This window comes from Streptomyces subrutilus (assembly GCF_001746425.1).
Lineage (GTDB): Bacteria > Actinomycetota > Actinomycetes > Streptomycetales > Streptomycetaceae > Streptomyces > Streptomyces subrutilus_A.
The window spans coordinates 308,024-320,443 of record NZ_MEHK01000002.1 but is presented as its reverse complement, the minus strand read 5'-3'; the positions used below and the strand labels follow the sequence as shown (position 1 = coordinate 320,443).

Annotated in this window: 11 protein-coding genes; 9 read left to right on the top strand and 2 right to left on the bottom strand. The window is 75.5% G+C overall.

Translation table 11 applies throughout. The features are described 5' to 3' along the window. The first annotated feature begins 85 nt into the window (after positions 1-85). From BGK67_RS34385 to BGK67_RS34365, 5 genes are all read left to right on the top strand, one after another. The gene (locus tag BGK67_RS34385) at positions 86-925 is read left to right on the top strand and encodes an AfsR/SARP family transcriptional regulator (RefSeq protein WP_069924472.1); all 840 of its coding nucleotides are present in this window, start codon (positions 86-88) and stop codon (positions 923-925) included. An 88-nt stretch (positions 926-1,013) separates the two neighbouring features. Continuing rightward, a complete protein-coding gene (locus BGK67_RS34380; protein ID WP_069924471.1) occupies positions 1,014-1,694 on the top strand; it encodes a ScbR family autoregulator-binding transcription factor in 681 nt (226 codons plus the stop codon). Positions 1,695-1,713: 19 nt separating this feature from the next. Beyond that, a complete protein-coding gene (locus BGK67_RS34375) occupies positions 1,714-2,511 on the top strand; it encodes an acyl carrier protein (protein ID WP_069924470.1) in 798 nt (265 codons plus the stop codon). Between the two features lie 31 nt (positions 2,512-2,542). After that, positions 2,543-4,417 carry a beta-ketoacyl [acyl carrier protein] synthase domain-containing protein gene (locus BGK67_RS40870; protein WP_069924469.1) on the top strand — a complete coding sequence of 625 codons (1,875 nt, stop codon included), beginning with the start codon at positions 2,543-2,545 and terminating at the stop codon, positions 4,415-4,417. Then, entirely contained in the window at positions 4,414-5,262 is an 849-nt protein-coding gene (locus BGK67_RS34365; protein ID WP_069924468.1) for a 4'-phosphopantetheinyl transferase family protein, read from the top strand. Before BGK67_RS40870 ends, BGK67_RS34365 begins: the two co-directional genes overlap by 4 nt. 135 nt (positions 5,263-5,397) lie before the next feature. On the opposite strand, the gene BGK67_RS34360 is transcribed toward BGK67_RS34365, so the two are convergent. Then, positions 5,398-6,363, bottom strand: coding sequence for an AfsR/SARP family transcriptional regulator (locus BGK67_RS34360; protein WP_244291553.1), 966 nt, complete (start codon positions 6,361-6,363; stop codon positions 5,398-5,400). A 244-nt stretch (positions 6,364-6,607) separates the two neighbouring features. Between BGK67_RS34360 and BGK67_RS34355 the strand changes: the two genes are divergently transcribed. The 4 genes from BGK67_RS34355 (at position 6,608) to BGK67_RS34340 (ending at position 10,885) form a co-directional block, all read left to right on the top strand. Further along, complete coding sequence (locus BGK67_RS34355) at positions 6,608-7,429, top strand: AfsR/SARP family transcriptional regulator (protein ID WP_069924467.1); 822 nt, start codon at positions 6,608-6,610, stop codon at positions 7,427-7,429. Between the two features lie 147 nt (positions 7,430-7,576). Next, entirely contained in the window at positions 7,577-8,308 is a 732-nt protein-coding gene (locus tag BGK67_RS34350; protein WP_069924466.1) for a thioesterase II family protein, read from the top strand. After that, positions 8,305-9,561, top strand: coding sequence for a beta-ketoacyl-[acyl-carrier-protein] synthase family protein (locus BGK67_RS34345; RefSeq protein ID WP_069924679.1), 1,257 nt, complete (start codon positions 8,305-8,307; stop codon positions 9,559-9,561). Before BGK67_RS34350 ends, BGK67_RS34345 begins: the two co-directional genes overlap by 4 nt. Before the next feature lie 40 nt (positions 9,562-9,601). Next, on the top strand, positions 9,602-10,885 hold the full coding sequence (locus BGK67_RS34340) for an FAD-dependent monooxygenase (protein WP_069924465.1): 1,284 nt from the start codon (positions 9,602-9,604) through the stop codon (positions 10,883-10,885). An 88-nt stretch (positions 10,886-10,973) separates the two neighbouring features. On the opposite strand, the gene BGK67_RS34335 is transcribed toward BGK67_RS34340, so the two are convergent. Continuing rightward, the gene (locus BGK67_RS34335; RefSeq protein WP_069924464.1) at positions 10,974-12,389 is read right to left on the bottom strand and encodes a condensation domain-containing protein; all 1,416 of its coding nucleotides are present in this window, start codon (positions 12,387-12,389) and stop codon (positions 10,974-10,976) included. Positions 12,390-12,420 lie beyond the last annotated feature (31 nt).

Sequence of the window (12,420 nt, the reverse complement as noted above, 5' to 3'; positions counted from 1 at the left end):
AACAGCGCGGTCGGTTTTGTATTGACAAACCGCCAGTCCTGTTTTTTACTGAGTCAGGCCTTATCCACGGACAGGGGAGTACGGCGTGGACATCGAAGTACTGGGCACACTGGCGGTGCGCGAGCAGGGAGTCTCCGTAACGCCTACCGCCCCCAAGCCGCGACAGGTGCTGGCACTGCTGGCCCTGCACGCAGACCAGGTCGTCCCGGTGTCGGCCCTCATCGAGGAGCTGTGGGCGGGGACCCCGCCGCGCAGCGCCCGCACCACGTTGCAGACCTATGTACTGCAGCTGCGGACCCTCATCGCGACGGCCCTGGAGCAGGGCGAGGGCGGCGAGGGTGGTGAAGGGCGGCGTACGGCCAAGGACGTGCTCGTCACGCTGCCGGGCGGCTATCTGCTCAACAGCGGCGGCGGCACCAGTGACGTCCGCGAGTTCGACCGGCTCGCCGGCATGGGCTACCGGGCCATGGACGCGGGGGACTTCCCGGGCGCGGCCCGGCTGCTGCGCGAGGCGCTGGCCCTGTGGTCGGGGCCGGCCTTCGCCGACGTGCACGGCGGCATCCAGCTCGACATGGAGACCCGCAGGCTGGAGGAGACCCGGCTGTGCGCCCTCGACCAGCGGATCGAGGCCGATCTGCGGATCGGACGGCACCGGGAGCTGCTCGCCGAGCTGACCGTGCTGGCCAGCCGCTACCGCACCCACGAGAACCTGCACGGCCAGTTCATGCTGGCCCTGCACCGCTCCGGCCGCCGGGGCGAGGCGCTCGACGTCTACCAGCGGCTGCGCGGGGTCCTCGTGCGCGAGCTCGGGCTCGAGCCGTCGGCCTCGCTGCGCAGGCTGCAGCGCTCGATCCTCATGGCCGGCCCCGAAAGCCCGGCGGCGGTGGCGGAGAGCGGCAACGAACGACTCGTACGCGTGGGCTGAGATGCCCGCACACGACATCCGGCACGCCGCGGACCGGGTGCGGCCGCGCGACCGGACAGCCACAGGCCGGGGCCGAGGAGGATCCGCGGTGCAGGAGAGGTCGGAGCGGACCCGCAGGAAGCTCGTGCACGCGGGGGCCGAGATGTTCCACCGCAACGGTTACGCGAACGCGACGCTCGGAGGGATCGCGGCGTTCGCCGGAGTGACCAAGGGGGCGCTGTACTTCCACTTCGCCTCCAAGGACGAACTCGCGGAGGCGGTCCAGCTGCGCGGCCGCGCGCTGCTGGACGAGACGGTGCGCGAACGGCTGGACGCCGGGCTCTCCCCGCTCCAGACACTGGTCGACACCACGCACTGGATGGCCCGCACCCTGCGGGAGGAGCCGGCCATCCCGGCGAGCTTCCGCCTCACCAAGGAGTGCGCGGGCCTCCCCCAGGCCGGCCCCGACTTCCACCAGATCTGGCTCGCGGCGGTCTGCGGTCTGCTGCGGCAGGCCCGCGACGCGGGCGAACTGCGCGCCGACGGCCGCTGGGAGAGCGTCGAATCGCTGGTCGCCGCGGCGGCCAGCGGAATCGAGGCGATGGCCGGGACCGCGATGCCCTACGCCGAACTCCAGCGACGGGTCTCCGCACTGTGGTCGCTGCTGCTGCCGATCCTGGTGCCCGAGGGCGCGGTGCGGGAGCTGCGCTCCGACGTGCCGGCGCCCGACCTCCCGGCCTGCCCCGCGGGCGGCGCGCCGGACCACCGATACCGGACCGTGTGCCACTGAAGGCTCGGAGGAGCAATCGATGACGAACGACCGTCCTGCTGACGTGCTGAACGACATCGTCGGAGTGCTCGGCGACGTCCTGCGGATCAAAGCGGAGAAGATCGATCCCGAGCAGACCTTCCGGACCCTGGGGCTCGACTCCCTGCTGGTCGTGGAGTTCGTGGCCGTCGTCAACAGCCGGTACGGACTGCGGGTGCGGGCGACCGACCTGTACGACTACCCGACGCCGGCGTCCTTCGCGCGGGAGGTCAAGCGGGCGATGAGCAGCGGGGATGTCAGGCCGGCCGCGAGCGCGTTCACCGAGGCCGCCACGTTCACCGAGCCCGCCACGTTCGCCGAGCCCGGCGCGGACGCCGCTTCCCGCGCGGACCTCGCTCCCGCCGTTCCCGCCCCGGCTCCCGCCGAGGGGACCGTCCCCGCGGCAGCGCCCCTCGCGGCGCAGCGGATCGCGGAGGTGCTGCGGGAGCAGCTCGCGGCGATCCTGTGCTGCGACGCCTGGGACATCGATGCCACCGCCCCGTTCAACGCGCTGGGCGTCGACTCCATCGTGGGCGCGGAGTTCATCGCCTCCGTCAACCGCACCTTCGGCATGAAGGAACGGTCCGTCCTGCTCTACGAACACCCCAACATCGCCGCCGTGGCCGCCTACATCGCCGTGTGCACCGGAGCCACCGGGCCCGAGGCCGCCCCCGTCCGGGCGCCCGAGCCCGCCTCCCGTCAGGCGGCCCGGGGCGACCTCGACGTCCTGCTGGACGCGGTCCGCGAGGACCGGCTCAGCGTGGACGAGGCACTCGTGCTGCTCGCCCGTCGCGGCTGAAGCCGTCTTTCTCCAGAAGGAGCCCGTCCAGATGGACGAGAAGGAAGTCCTGACCCGGTTCAAGAACGGTCATCTGGACCGGGTCCAGGCGGCCGCCCTGCTGACCGGCTCCGGCGGCGCGATCCCCGCCCGCGCCGGTACGGGGGGCGGTGCGGGCCCCGGCGCCGGAGCCGGCCTCGGCGCCGGCGGCGGCACGGTTCCGGTGCCCGTGGCCTTTCCGCGGCCGGACACCGTGCGGGAGCGGACCGCGGACCGGCCGTCCTCCACCGAGCGGATCGCCGTGGTCGGGATGGCCGGACGCTATCCGGGCGCCGGCGACCTCGGCTCGTTCTGGCGGCAGGCGCGCGAGGGGCACGGCAGCGCCGGAGCGCCGCCGGCCGGGCGGCCCGGCGACGAGCGGGGCCACTACCTGGAGCGGGTCCAGGACTTCGACGCGGAGTTCTTCGGCATCGACGCGGCCGAGGCCGCCCTGATGGACCCCCAGGAACGGCTGTTCCTGGAGACGGCGTGGGAAGCCCTCGAGGACGCCGGATGCACCGGCGGCCGCCTCGACGCCCTCACCTGCGCCGACGGAACCCCGCGCAGCGTCGGGGTGTTCACCTGCGCGGGGACCGCCGACTACGCCCTGCTCGCGGCCCGGAGCTGGACGCGCGAGCGGCCCGTACGGCTGCCCCGCGGCGGCCACTGGAGCCTGCCCAACCGGTTCTCGGCCCTGGCCGGCCTCACCGGCCCCAGCCAGTCGGTCGACACGGCGGAGTCCTCCGTGCTCGTCGCCCTGCACCTGGCGGCGGCCGCCCTGCGCGCCGGGGAGTGCGCCGCGGCGCTCGTGGGCGGCGTCCAACTGCTGCTGCACCCCTCCAGCCGCCGCCCCGGTGCGGGCGAGGGCGTCGGCGCGCTGCTGCTCAAGCCCCTGGCGCGGGCCCTTGCCGACGGGGACACCGTCCACTGCGTGATCCGGGGCAGCGCCGTCGGCCACGGTGCGGCGGGCGGCCCGGCCGCCGGGCCCGGCCGCGGGTCCCGGGCCGTCGCCGGTGGCGACGGCGCTCCCGGGCAGCGGGTGCTGCGCGCCGCGCTGCGGGCGGCCGGGGTGGACGCCTCCACCGTCGCCCTGCACGAGGACGCCGACTCCGTACGGGCGTTCGTGGGCGAGGCCGGGGCCGTGACCGCGGCCGCCGCGCTGACCCGGGCCGTGCTCCAGCTGAGCCACCGGGTGCTGGTGCCCGGGCCGGGCAGGGCCGAGGCGCAGGCCTGGCAGGGCGGGGAGCAGGAGCCCCGCCGGGCGTCCGTCGGGGCGCTCGGAGCCGGTGGCTCCGCCGCGCACGTGATCCTTGAGGAGTACCTCCCCGCCGGCGCCGAGGGCGCCGAGGGCGCGGCCGGAGCCGCCGGAGCCCAGGGAGCCGTCCGACCCGCGGGAGGTGCCGCAGCCGCCGCCGAGCTGTTCGTGCTGTCCGCGCCCACCCCCGCCCATCTCACCGCCACCGCCCGCCGCTTCGCCGAGCTGCTGGCCGGCCCGGGCCCGGTGCCGGAGCTGGGCGTCCTCGCCCGCGCCCTGCGCACCGGCCGCGCCGCCATGGACTGCCGCTTCGCGGCGGTCGTCGGCGACACCGGCGAACTCCTCGCGGCCCTGGAGCGGTTCACGGCGGACGGCGGCCCGTACGCGGACCTGCGCGGCGGCGGCGCCGACCCGCTGGACATGGGCGCCGTGCCCGAGACGGCCGACTACCTCGCCGCGCTGTGGCGGGCCGGGCACCTCCAGCAGGTCAGGAGCCTGTGGCTGTCCGGGCTGGACGTGGACTGGGCCGCGCTGGAGCAGGCCCGCGGGGCGGGCGCCGTGGCCGTACCGCTGCCCACGTCCGCGTTCCTTCGCACCCCGCTGTGGCTGGGCGGCGAGGAGGAACGGGCATGACCGCGCCGCCTCCCGGCCCCGCCGGGGCCGCCGCTCCCGCCGGGGCGAGCGGCCCGGCCGAGAACGGACCCGGCCCGGTGAACCTGTGGTTCTGCCCCAACGAGGACCTCGCCCCCGGGATCGCCGCCACCCTGGCCTCGTACTGGCTGGACGAGCACGAGCAGGAGGTCGCCGGGCGCTTCCTCTTCGAACGCGACCGCCGCCAGTACCTCGTCGCCCACGCCCTGGTCCGCCGCGTGCTGGCGCTGGAGACCGGCATCCCCGAGGCCGAGGCGATCATCTGGCGGTCCTCGCGCGGGCGCCCGTTCCTCCAGCTGCCCGCGGGCGGGCTGCCGCGCGGCGCCGACACGCTGGACTTCAACCTCTCGCACGCCCACGCCTACAACCTGCTGGGCGTCTCCCGCGAGCACCGCATCGGCGTGGACGTCGAGCGGCTGGACCGGGGCGAGCGCGGCCTGGAGAACATCATCGCCACGTTCGCCCCCCAGGAGCAGGACTGGATCGCCCGCGCCGCCCCCGGGCGGCCGCGCGACCGGCGCGCCCTGCGCCTGTGGACGCTGAAGGAGGCCTACTCCAAGGCCCGGGGCCTGGGACTCGCCCTGCCCTTCGACTCGTTCGTCTTCGCCCTGGCCGAGGACCAGGGCGTGCTCTCCTTCCGGCCGCCCGCCGACGACTCGGCGGGGCGCTGGCGGTTCCTCGAGATGGAACCGGTGCCGGAGGTGCTGGCGGCGGTGGCGGTCGAGGTCGACGCCGCCCGCCCGCCGGCGGTCCACCTGCACCACGGATTTCCGTGGGGACGGGCCGCTCCCCGCCGTCTGGTGCTGCCGGAATCCGCCCGAGCGTGACAACCGGTGCGTGAATTCGTACGCCGTATTGCCGGAGGTATTGCGGACCGACTCGTATCCGCTGCCGCTGGAATACCGCTGGAGAATATCTCGAGCGGGATCGCCGATTATGCGGCGGCTGCCGGTGCTATTCGGTCAGAGTGTGGCCGGAACTTCCGCGATCCCCTCGGACAGGAGGGCGAAACGGCGTACGAGTTCTTCCTGTTCGCGGCCGATGGCGTCGATACGGTCGCGCAGGCGGGCGATTTCCCCGCCCAGGTCCAGCACGGCGGCGTGCGGGCCCGCGGCGGGCGGCGGCGCGGCGAAGTCCAGCCCCGGCTCGCGCAGCAGGATGGCCTCCATCCGGTCCCGCAGGGCCGGCCCGGGCCCGATCCCGACCTCGCTCAGCAGCCGCTGGCGGGCCCGCTCGTACACGCCCAGGGCCTCGGACCGGCGCCCGCACCGGTACAGGGCGAGCATCAGCAGGTCGTAGAAGCGCTCCCGGGTGGGATGGGCCTGCGTGAGCCGCTCCAGCTCCCCGGTGACCTCGTCGTGCCGCGCGCCGCGCAGCTTCGCCTCGTGGTACGTCTCCAGGGCGGTCAGTCGGCTCTCCTCCAGCCGCTCCGCCTCCCGCGCGCAGATCGGTCCCCGTCCGCTGCCCTCCAGTGCGGGGCCGCGCCACAGTTCCAGGGCCCGGCGCAGCAGTTCGGCGGCGTGCACGGGATCGGCGACGACCGCCGCCCGGCCCTGGGCGGAGAGCCGGTGGAAGCGCTGGGCGTCCGTACGGGCGGAGCCCAGGCGCAGCAGGTAGCCGAGGGGGTGCGTGGTGATGGCGGCCCGGCCGGGGCCGTCCTCGCCGACGGGCGCCAGCAGCCGGCGCAGCCGGGCCACATGGGCCTGGAGCGCGTTGGCCGCGCCCGCGGGCGGGCGGTCCCCCCACAGTTCGTCGATGAGCCGGTCGGCGGAGAGCACCTCCCCCGCCCGTACGACCAGGGCCGCGAGGAGGGCGCGCTGCTTGGCGCCGGACGGCGCGATGCGGGTGCCCGACCGGTGGTCGTGCACCTCGACGGCGCCCAGGACGCGGAAGTCCAGGCCGTCGCTCCGACTTACGTCCCATTCCATCGGTCACTCCTCCCAGCGATCCGGTGGGAATCGCGGAAAGACCTGTACGGCCGGACGTGGAATTACGTTCCGGCAGTCGTCCCGCAAGGGAATCTAACAGTTTGACTGAAGTGCGCAAACGCCGAAGTTGGAGGTGTGGTCGACAGCCGCTCAAGAAATTGGGGGGTGTTGCCCTGGATCCCGCTACTGTGCCTCAGTCGAAGGCTTGAAATCGATGGGAACTCGACGACGTGCGGAGGAAACCGTGAAGATTCAGGTTCTGGGTCCGTTGAGTGCCGAAGTCAACGGGGGCTCGATTGTTCCGACGGCCGGCAAGCCGCGCCAGATTCTGGCGCTGCTCGCGCTCTACCCGGGGCGGGTGATGCCCGTACCGACTCTGATGGAGGAGGTGTGGGGCACCGACCTGCCCCAGAGCGCGCTCACCACCTTGCAGACCTACATACTGCAGCTGCGCAGGAGGCTCGGCACCGCCATGGGGCCGGGCGACCCGAACGGGGCCAAGGAGGTCCTGGCCACGCGGCACGGCGGCTACCTGCTCCAGATCGCCCCGGAGAGCGTGGACGTCCACGAGTACGAAAAGCTGGTGGCCGACGGGCAGAGCGCCTTCGAGGCGGGCGACGACGAGCGCACCGCCGCCAAGCTGCGGCAGGCCCTGGCCCTGTGGCAGGGTCCGGCGCTGGTCGACGTACGCGTGGGGCCGATCCTCGAGATCGAGGTGATGCGCCTGGAGGAGAGCCGCCTGGTGACCGTCGAGCGGCGCATCGACGTGGACCTGCGGCTGGGCCGGCACACCGAACTCATCGCCGAGCTCTCCGAGCTGATCGCCCGGCACCCGCAGCACGAGGGCCTGCATTCGCAGGCGATGGTGGCGCTCTACCGCTCCGGCCGCCAGGCCACGGCGCTGGACGTCTACCGCAAGCTGCGGATGCGCCTCATCGAGGACCTCGGGGTGGAACCCTCACCGCAGCTCCAGCGCCTGCACCAGGCGATGCTGACGGTGGATCCGGCGCTCGACGTGCCGGCCGGCCCGCGCCGCGGGTCCACGTTCGACCTGTACGCCGCCTGAGATGCGGCACGGCAACGCCGGGACCGCGGACGGTGGCCAGGGGCCGCGGTCCGCGGTGGCGTGACCCGGATCCGGGTCACGCTCGAGCCGACCTCGAGCGGGGCTGGTCAGGGTGGGGTGGTTACGGTGGGCGAGGAAGGACGGGGCATGGCACGGGAACAGGACGTGCGGCTGGTGTGCTTCGCGCACGCGGGAGCCGGGACCTCGGCCTTCCACCGCTGGGGCGAACTGCTCGGCCCCGGCGTGAACCCCCAGCCCCAGCTGCTGCCCGGCCGTGACGGGCGGCGCCGCGAGCCGCGCGTGACCACCCGCGAGGCCCTCCTCGACGACCTGCGCGAGCTCTTCAAGGAGCAGCCGCCCGGACCGTACGTCCTGTACGGGCACAGCCTCGGCGGCCTCATCGCCTACACGCTCACCCGCGCGCTGCACGAGGCGGGACTGCCGCTGCCCGCGCTGCTGGTGACAGGCGCCGTGCCGCCGCCCCACGCCGTCGGCGGGGTGGCCTTCGCGGCCGACGCCCCCGACGACGAACTGGTGCGCGTCCTCGAGGGCTTCGACGGCGTGCCCCCCGGGGTCGCCCCCGACGTGTGGCACCGCTTCGTCTTGCCCGTGCTCCGCGACGACCTGCGGCTGGCCGCCGCGCTGCGCGCCGCCGCCTTGGACCCGGCCACCGGCGGTCCGGTGCCCGTCCCGCTGCTGGCCGTCGCCGGCGAGGAGGACCCGGTCGGGCCGCCCGAGGTGCTGCGGGGCTGGAGCGACTGGACGACGGCGGGCTTCGAGTCCCGCACCGTGCCCGGCGGGCACTTCTTCGTACGCGACGGCGAGCTGCCGAGACTGCTCGGGCAGGCGTGCCGGACGGTGGGGCGGTCCGGGCGTTGAGGCGCGTGGTCATCACCGGTATCGGGGTGGTCGCTCCGGGCGGTGGCGGCACCAAGGGCTTCTGGTCGATGCTGACCGCGGGCCGCTCGGCCACCCGCGCGGTCACCTCCTTCGACGCGAGGCCGATGCGCTCGCGCATCGCCGCCGAGATCGACTTCGACCCCCGGGAGCACGGGCTGAGCGCCGCGCGGGCCGCGGACCTCGCCCGGGTGACGCAGTTCGCGCTGGCCGGCGCCCGTGAGGCGCTCGCCGACAGCGGGGCCGGACCGGGGCTCGACGCGCTGCGCACCGGGGTCGCGCTGGGCAGCGCGCTGGGCTGCGCCGCCGAACTGAGCCTGGAGTACGCCGTCGCCAGCAACATCGGCGCCCGCTGGCTGGTCGACCCCGCCCGGGCCGTGCCCCACCTGTACGACTACTTCGTACCCGGTTCGCTGGCCGCCGAAGTGGCCCGGGACGCGGGGGCGCAGGGCCCCGTCTCGTTCGTCGCAGGCGGTTGCACGGCCGGCCTGGACGCGCTCGGCCACGGGGCCGAGCTGATCCGCGAGGGCAGTGCGGACGTCGTGCTGGCCGGGGCCTCCGAGGCCCCGATCTCCCCCGTCGTCATGGCCTGTTGCGACACCGTGCGCATCACCTCGCGGCGCAACGCCGAGCCGTCCAGCGCGGGCCGTCCCTTCGACCGGACCCGTGACGGGTTCGTGCTCGGCGAGGGCGCGGCCGTCCTGGTCCTGGAGGAGCGGGAGCGGGCCCGCCGGCGCGGCGCCCGCGTCTACGCCGAGCTCTCCGGCTACGCGAGCCGGGCCTCCGCCCAGCACATGACGGGGCTCAGCCCGGACGGCACCGAACTGGCCGCGGCGATCGGGGCGGCGCTCGACGAGGCCCGGCTGGACCCGTCCGCCGTCGAGTACGTCAGCGCGCACGGCTCGGGCACCCGGCAGAGCGACCGGCACGAGACCGCGGCCATCAAGCGTGCCCTGGGCCGGCACGCCCGCCACGTACCGGTCAGCGCGATCGCCTCGATGACCGGCTACCCCCTCGGCGCCGTCGGAGCCTTCCAGGCCGCCGCCGGCGCCCTGGCGATCGAGTACGGCACGGTGCCGCCCACCGCGCACCTGCGGGTGCCGGACCCGGAGTGCGACCTCGACTACGTCCCCGGGACCGCCCGGCAGCAGCACACGAGCGCGGTGCTGGCCCTCGGCAGCGGATTCGGCGGGTTCCAGAGCGCGCTCGTGCTGACCCGGCCGGGGACCGCCTGACCCGGCCGGCCGGACCGACCCACGACGGAGGGACACCCCCATGGACCACCCCGATCCGTGCCCCGCCACCGCCGCCGCCGAGACCGGGACCGACGTGTGCGTCGTCGGCGCCGGGCCCGCCGGGCTGGCACTGGCGCTCATGCTGCTGCGCTCCGGCGTCCGCGTGACGCTGGTCGAGCGTTCCACCGCCCTGCGCCGGGAGTTCCACGGCGAGATCCTGCAGCCGGGCGGCCAGCGGATCCTCGACGAGCTCGGCGTCCTGGCAGCCGCGCGGGCCCGCGGCTCGCTCGCCCTGTCCGGCTTCCAGGTGCTGGAGCGGGAGCGGGTGCTGCTGGACATCGACTACGGCCGGCTGCCCGTCCCGTACGACCACCTGCTGGCGCTGCCGCAGCCCCATCTGCTCGCCGAACTCCTGGACGCCTGCCGACAGCTGCCCGGCTTCACCCACCTGGAGGGCCACCGGGTGTCGGCGCTGCTGGAGCAGAAGCCCGGCAGCCCGTGCACCGGGGTCGTGGTGCGGGGGCCCGACCGCGAGCCCGTCACCGTCCGGGCCCTGGCCGTGGTCGGCGCGGACGGCCGGTTCTCCAAGACCCGCGCCCTGGCCGGGATCGGGCCGGGCCGTTCGGACTCCTTCGCCCACGACGTGGTGTGGTTCTCCCTGCACGCGCCCGGCCGGGCCACCGGGAAGGTCAGGGTGCACCGGGCCGCGGGCAGCGCGGTCCTGGTCCAGGACAGCCACCCGGACCGGCTGCGCATCGGCTGGACCCTGCCGCACGGCGGCTGGAGCCGGCCGGGCCGGGGGATCGAGGAGATACGGGACGAACTGGCGCGGGTCCTGCCGCAGTTCGCGGACCTGCTGCACGAGCAGCTCACCTCACTCAGCGGGCTCACCCTGCTCGACGTCTTCGCCTCGCACGCCGAGGAGTGGACCCGCGACGGCCTCGTCCTGATCGGGGACAGCGCGCACACCCACGGCCCGATCGGCGCCCAGGGCATCAACCTCGCCCTCCAGGACGCCGCCGCCCTGCACCCCGTGCTCGTGGAGGCGCTGGGCCGGGGGGCGGTCACGCGGGCGGACCTGGAACCGTACGCCCGGCGCCGGGCGGCCGCGGCCGCCGCGGTCCACCGGATGCAGCGGATGCAGGCGCGCGCGATGTTCGGGGCGGACGGGGCGGTCGCCCGGTTCGCGCTGGCCCGCGCCGCCGGGCTGGTCACCCGCACCCCCATCGGGGGGAAGATCACGCGCAAGGTGGCCTACGGGACCGATCCGGTGGCGGTCCGGACCGATCTGTTCACCGCGGCGGCGGCGCACCGGACGGGCTGACCGGGGGCTGCCCGGGGCCGCCCGTGCGCGCCGGGCGGGGCCGTGGGCGCGGCCCGTCAGCGGAAGCGGCGGGCGTCCGCGCGGCCCGTCAGCGGAAGCGGGCCTTCGGGTGGTCGGCGAGATCGCCGAGGAGTCCGAAGTAGTCGGCGCGCAGTTGGCGGATGCGGGCCTCGGAGAACACGGACACGTCGTACGTGAACACGCAGTGCGCGGCGCGTTCGTCGTGCCGCAGCAGCAGGCTCAGGGGCCGGGCCGCCGGGGCGGGAGCGGAGGTGAACGGCTCGGCGCGCAGCCGGCCGCCCCAGGAGGCGGCCCCCCACCGGGGCCCGTCGGCGCCCGGTCCGGCGCCGAACTGCACCTCGCCCAGCTGCTCCACCAGCCGCGGCCGGCGCAGCTGCGCGGCGACCGGCTCCAGCGGCACCTCGTGGTGCGCGAAGTCCCAGGCGCTGGTGTGCCGGACCTGGTCGACGACCTCGCCGAAGGCGGGCGCGCCGGTCAGGTCGGCCCGCAGCACCACCGCGCGGGACAGCGGCCCCAGCATCCGCCGCTGCCCGCCCCGCCCGCGCTCGGGGACGGGCCCGCGGACGCTGATGTCCCGCTGGCCCGACCAGCAGGCCAGCAGCAGCTGGAAGGCGGCCAGGCCCACCACCTGCACGCTCGCCCGGTGCCGGCGCGCGGCATCGGCGACCTTCGCGGACAGTTCCTGCGGCAGCGGGAAGGACAGCGCCCGCCCGGCGCCGGGAACGCGCCCGGGGGCGCCGGGCGCGCTCAGGTCCCAGGGCAGGACGGCCGGTTCCGCGCCGTTGAGCCGGCGCAGCCAGTACTCGGTGCTCTCGTCGAGGCGTCCCTGCGCGGCGCGCTGCTGCTGCCAGGCCGCGAGGTCGGCGTACTGGAGGGCGGGCCGCTCCGCCGGCCCGCCGCGGTAGGCGGCCGCGAGCTCCGTGACGAGCAGGCCGAGGGCGGCGCTGTCGGCGATCAGTTCGTGGAGGACGAAGACGGCGACGTGGTCCCCCGGCCCCTGGCGCAGCAGCCGCAGCCGCGCCAGCGGTTCGCGCGCCGGGGCGAACGCCCGCTCCCGCTCCGCCGCGACGGCCGCGGCCGCCTGCGAGGGCCGGACCTCGGCCGGCGGCCCCGGCACGGGCGCGTCGGCGGGCGCGGCGACGACCTGGGTGAGCCGGCCCTCGTGCACGCGGTAGTGGCTGCGCAGGATCTCGTGCCGGCCGGCGACGTCCCGCCAGGCGGCCGCCAGGGCCTGGGCGTCCAGGGGTCCCGTCAGCCGGAGCGCCCCGGTCACCACCGGCGGGCGGGCCCGGTGCGCCAGTCCGGCCCACAGCGCCTCCTGTCCCGGTGAGGCCGCGAAGCGCAGGGGGCCCGGGCCGGCCGGACGGGGCAGCGCCGGGACGGCGTCCGGCTCCGGCTCGGGTCCGGGTCTGTGCTCGGGGTCGGGGTCCGCCGTCAGCGGGGCCGCGGTCCCGGCTTCGTCCATGAGTACCGTCGTCACCATCGGGTCAACGCCTCCTCGGCGATCAGCGCCG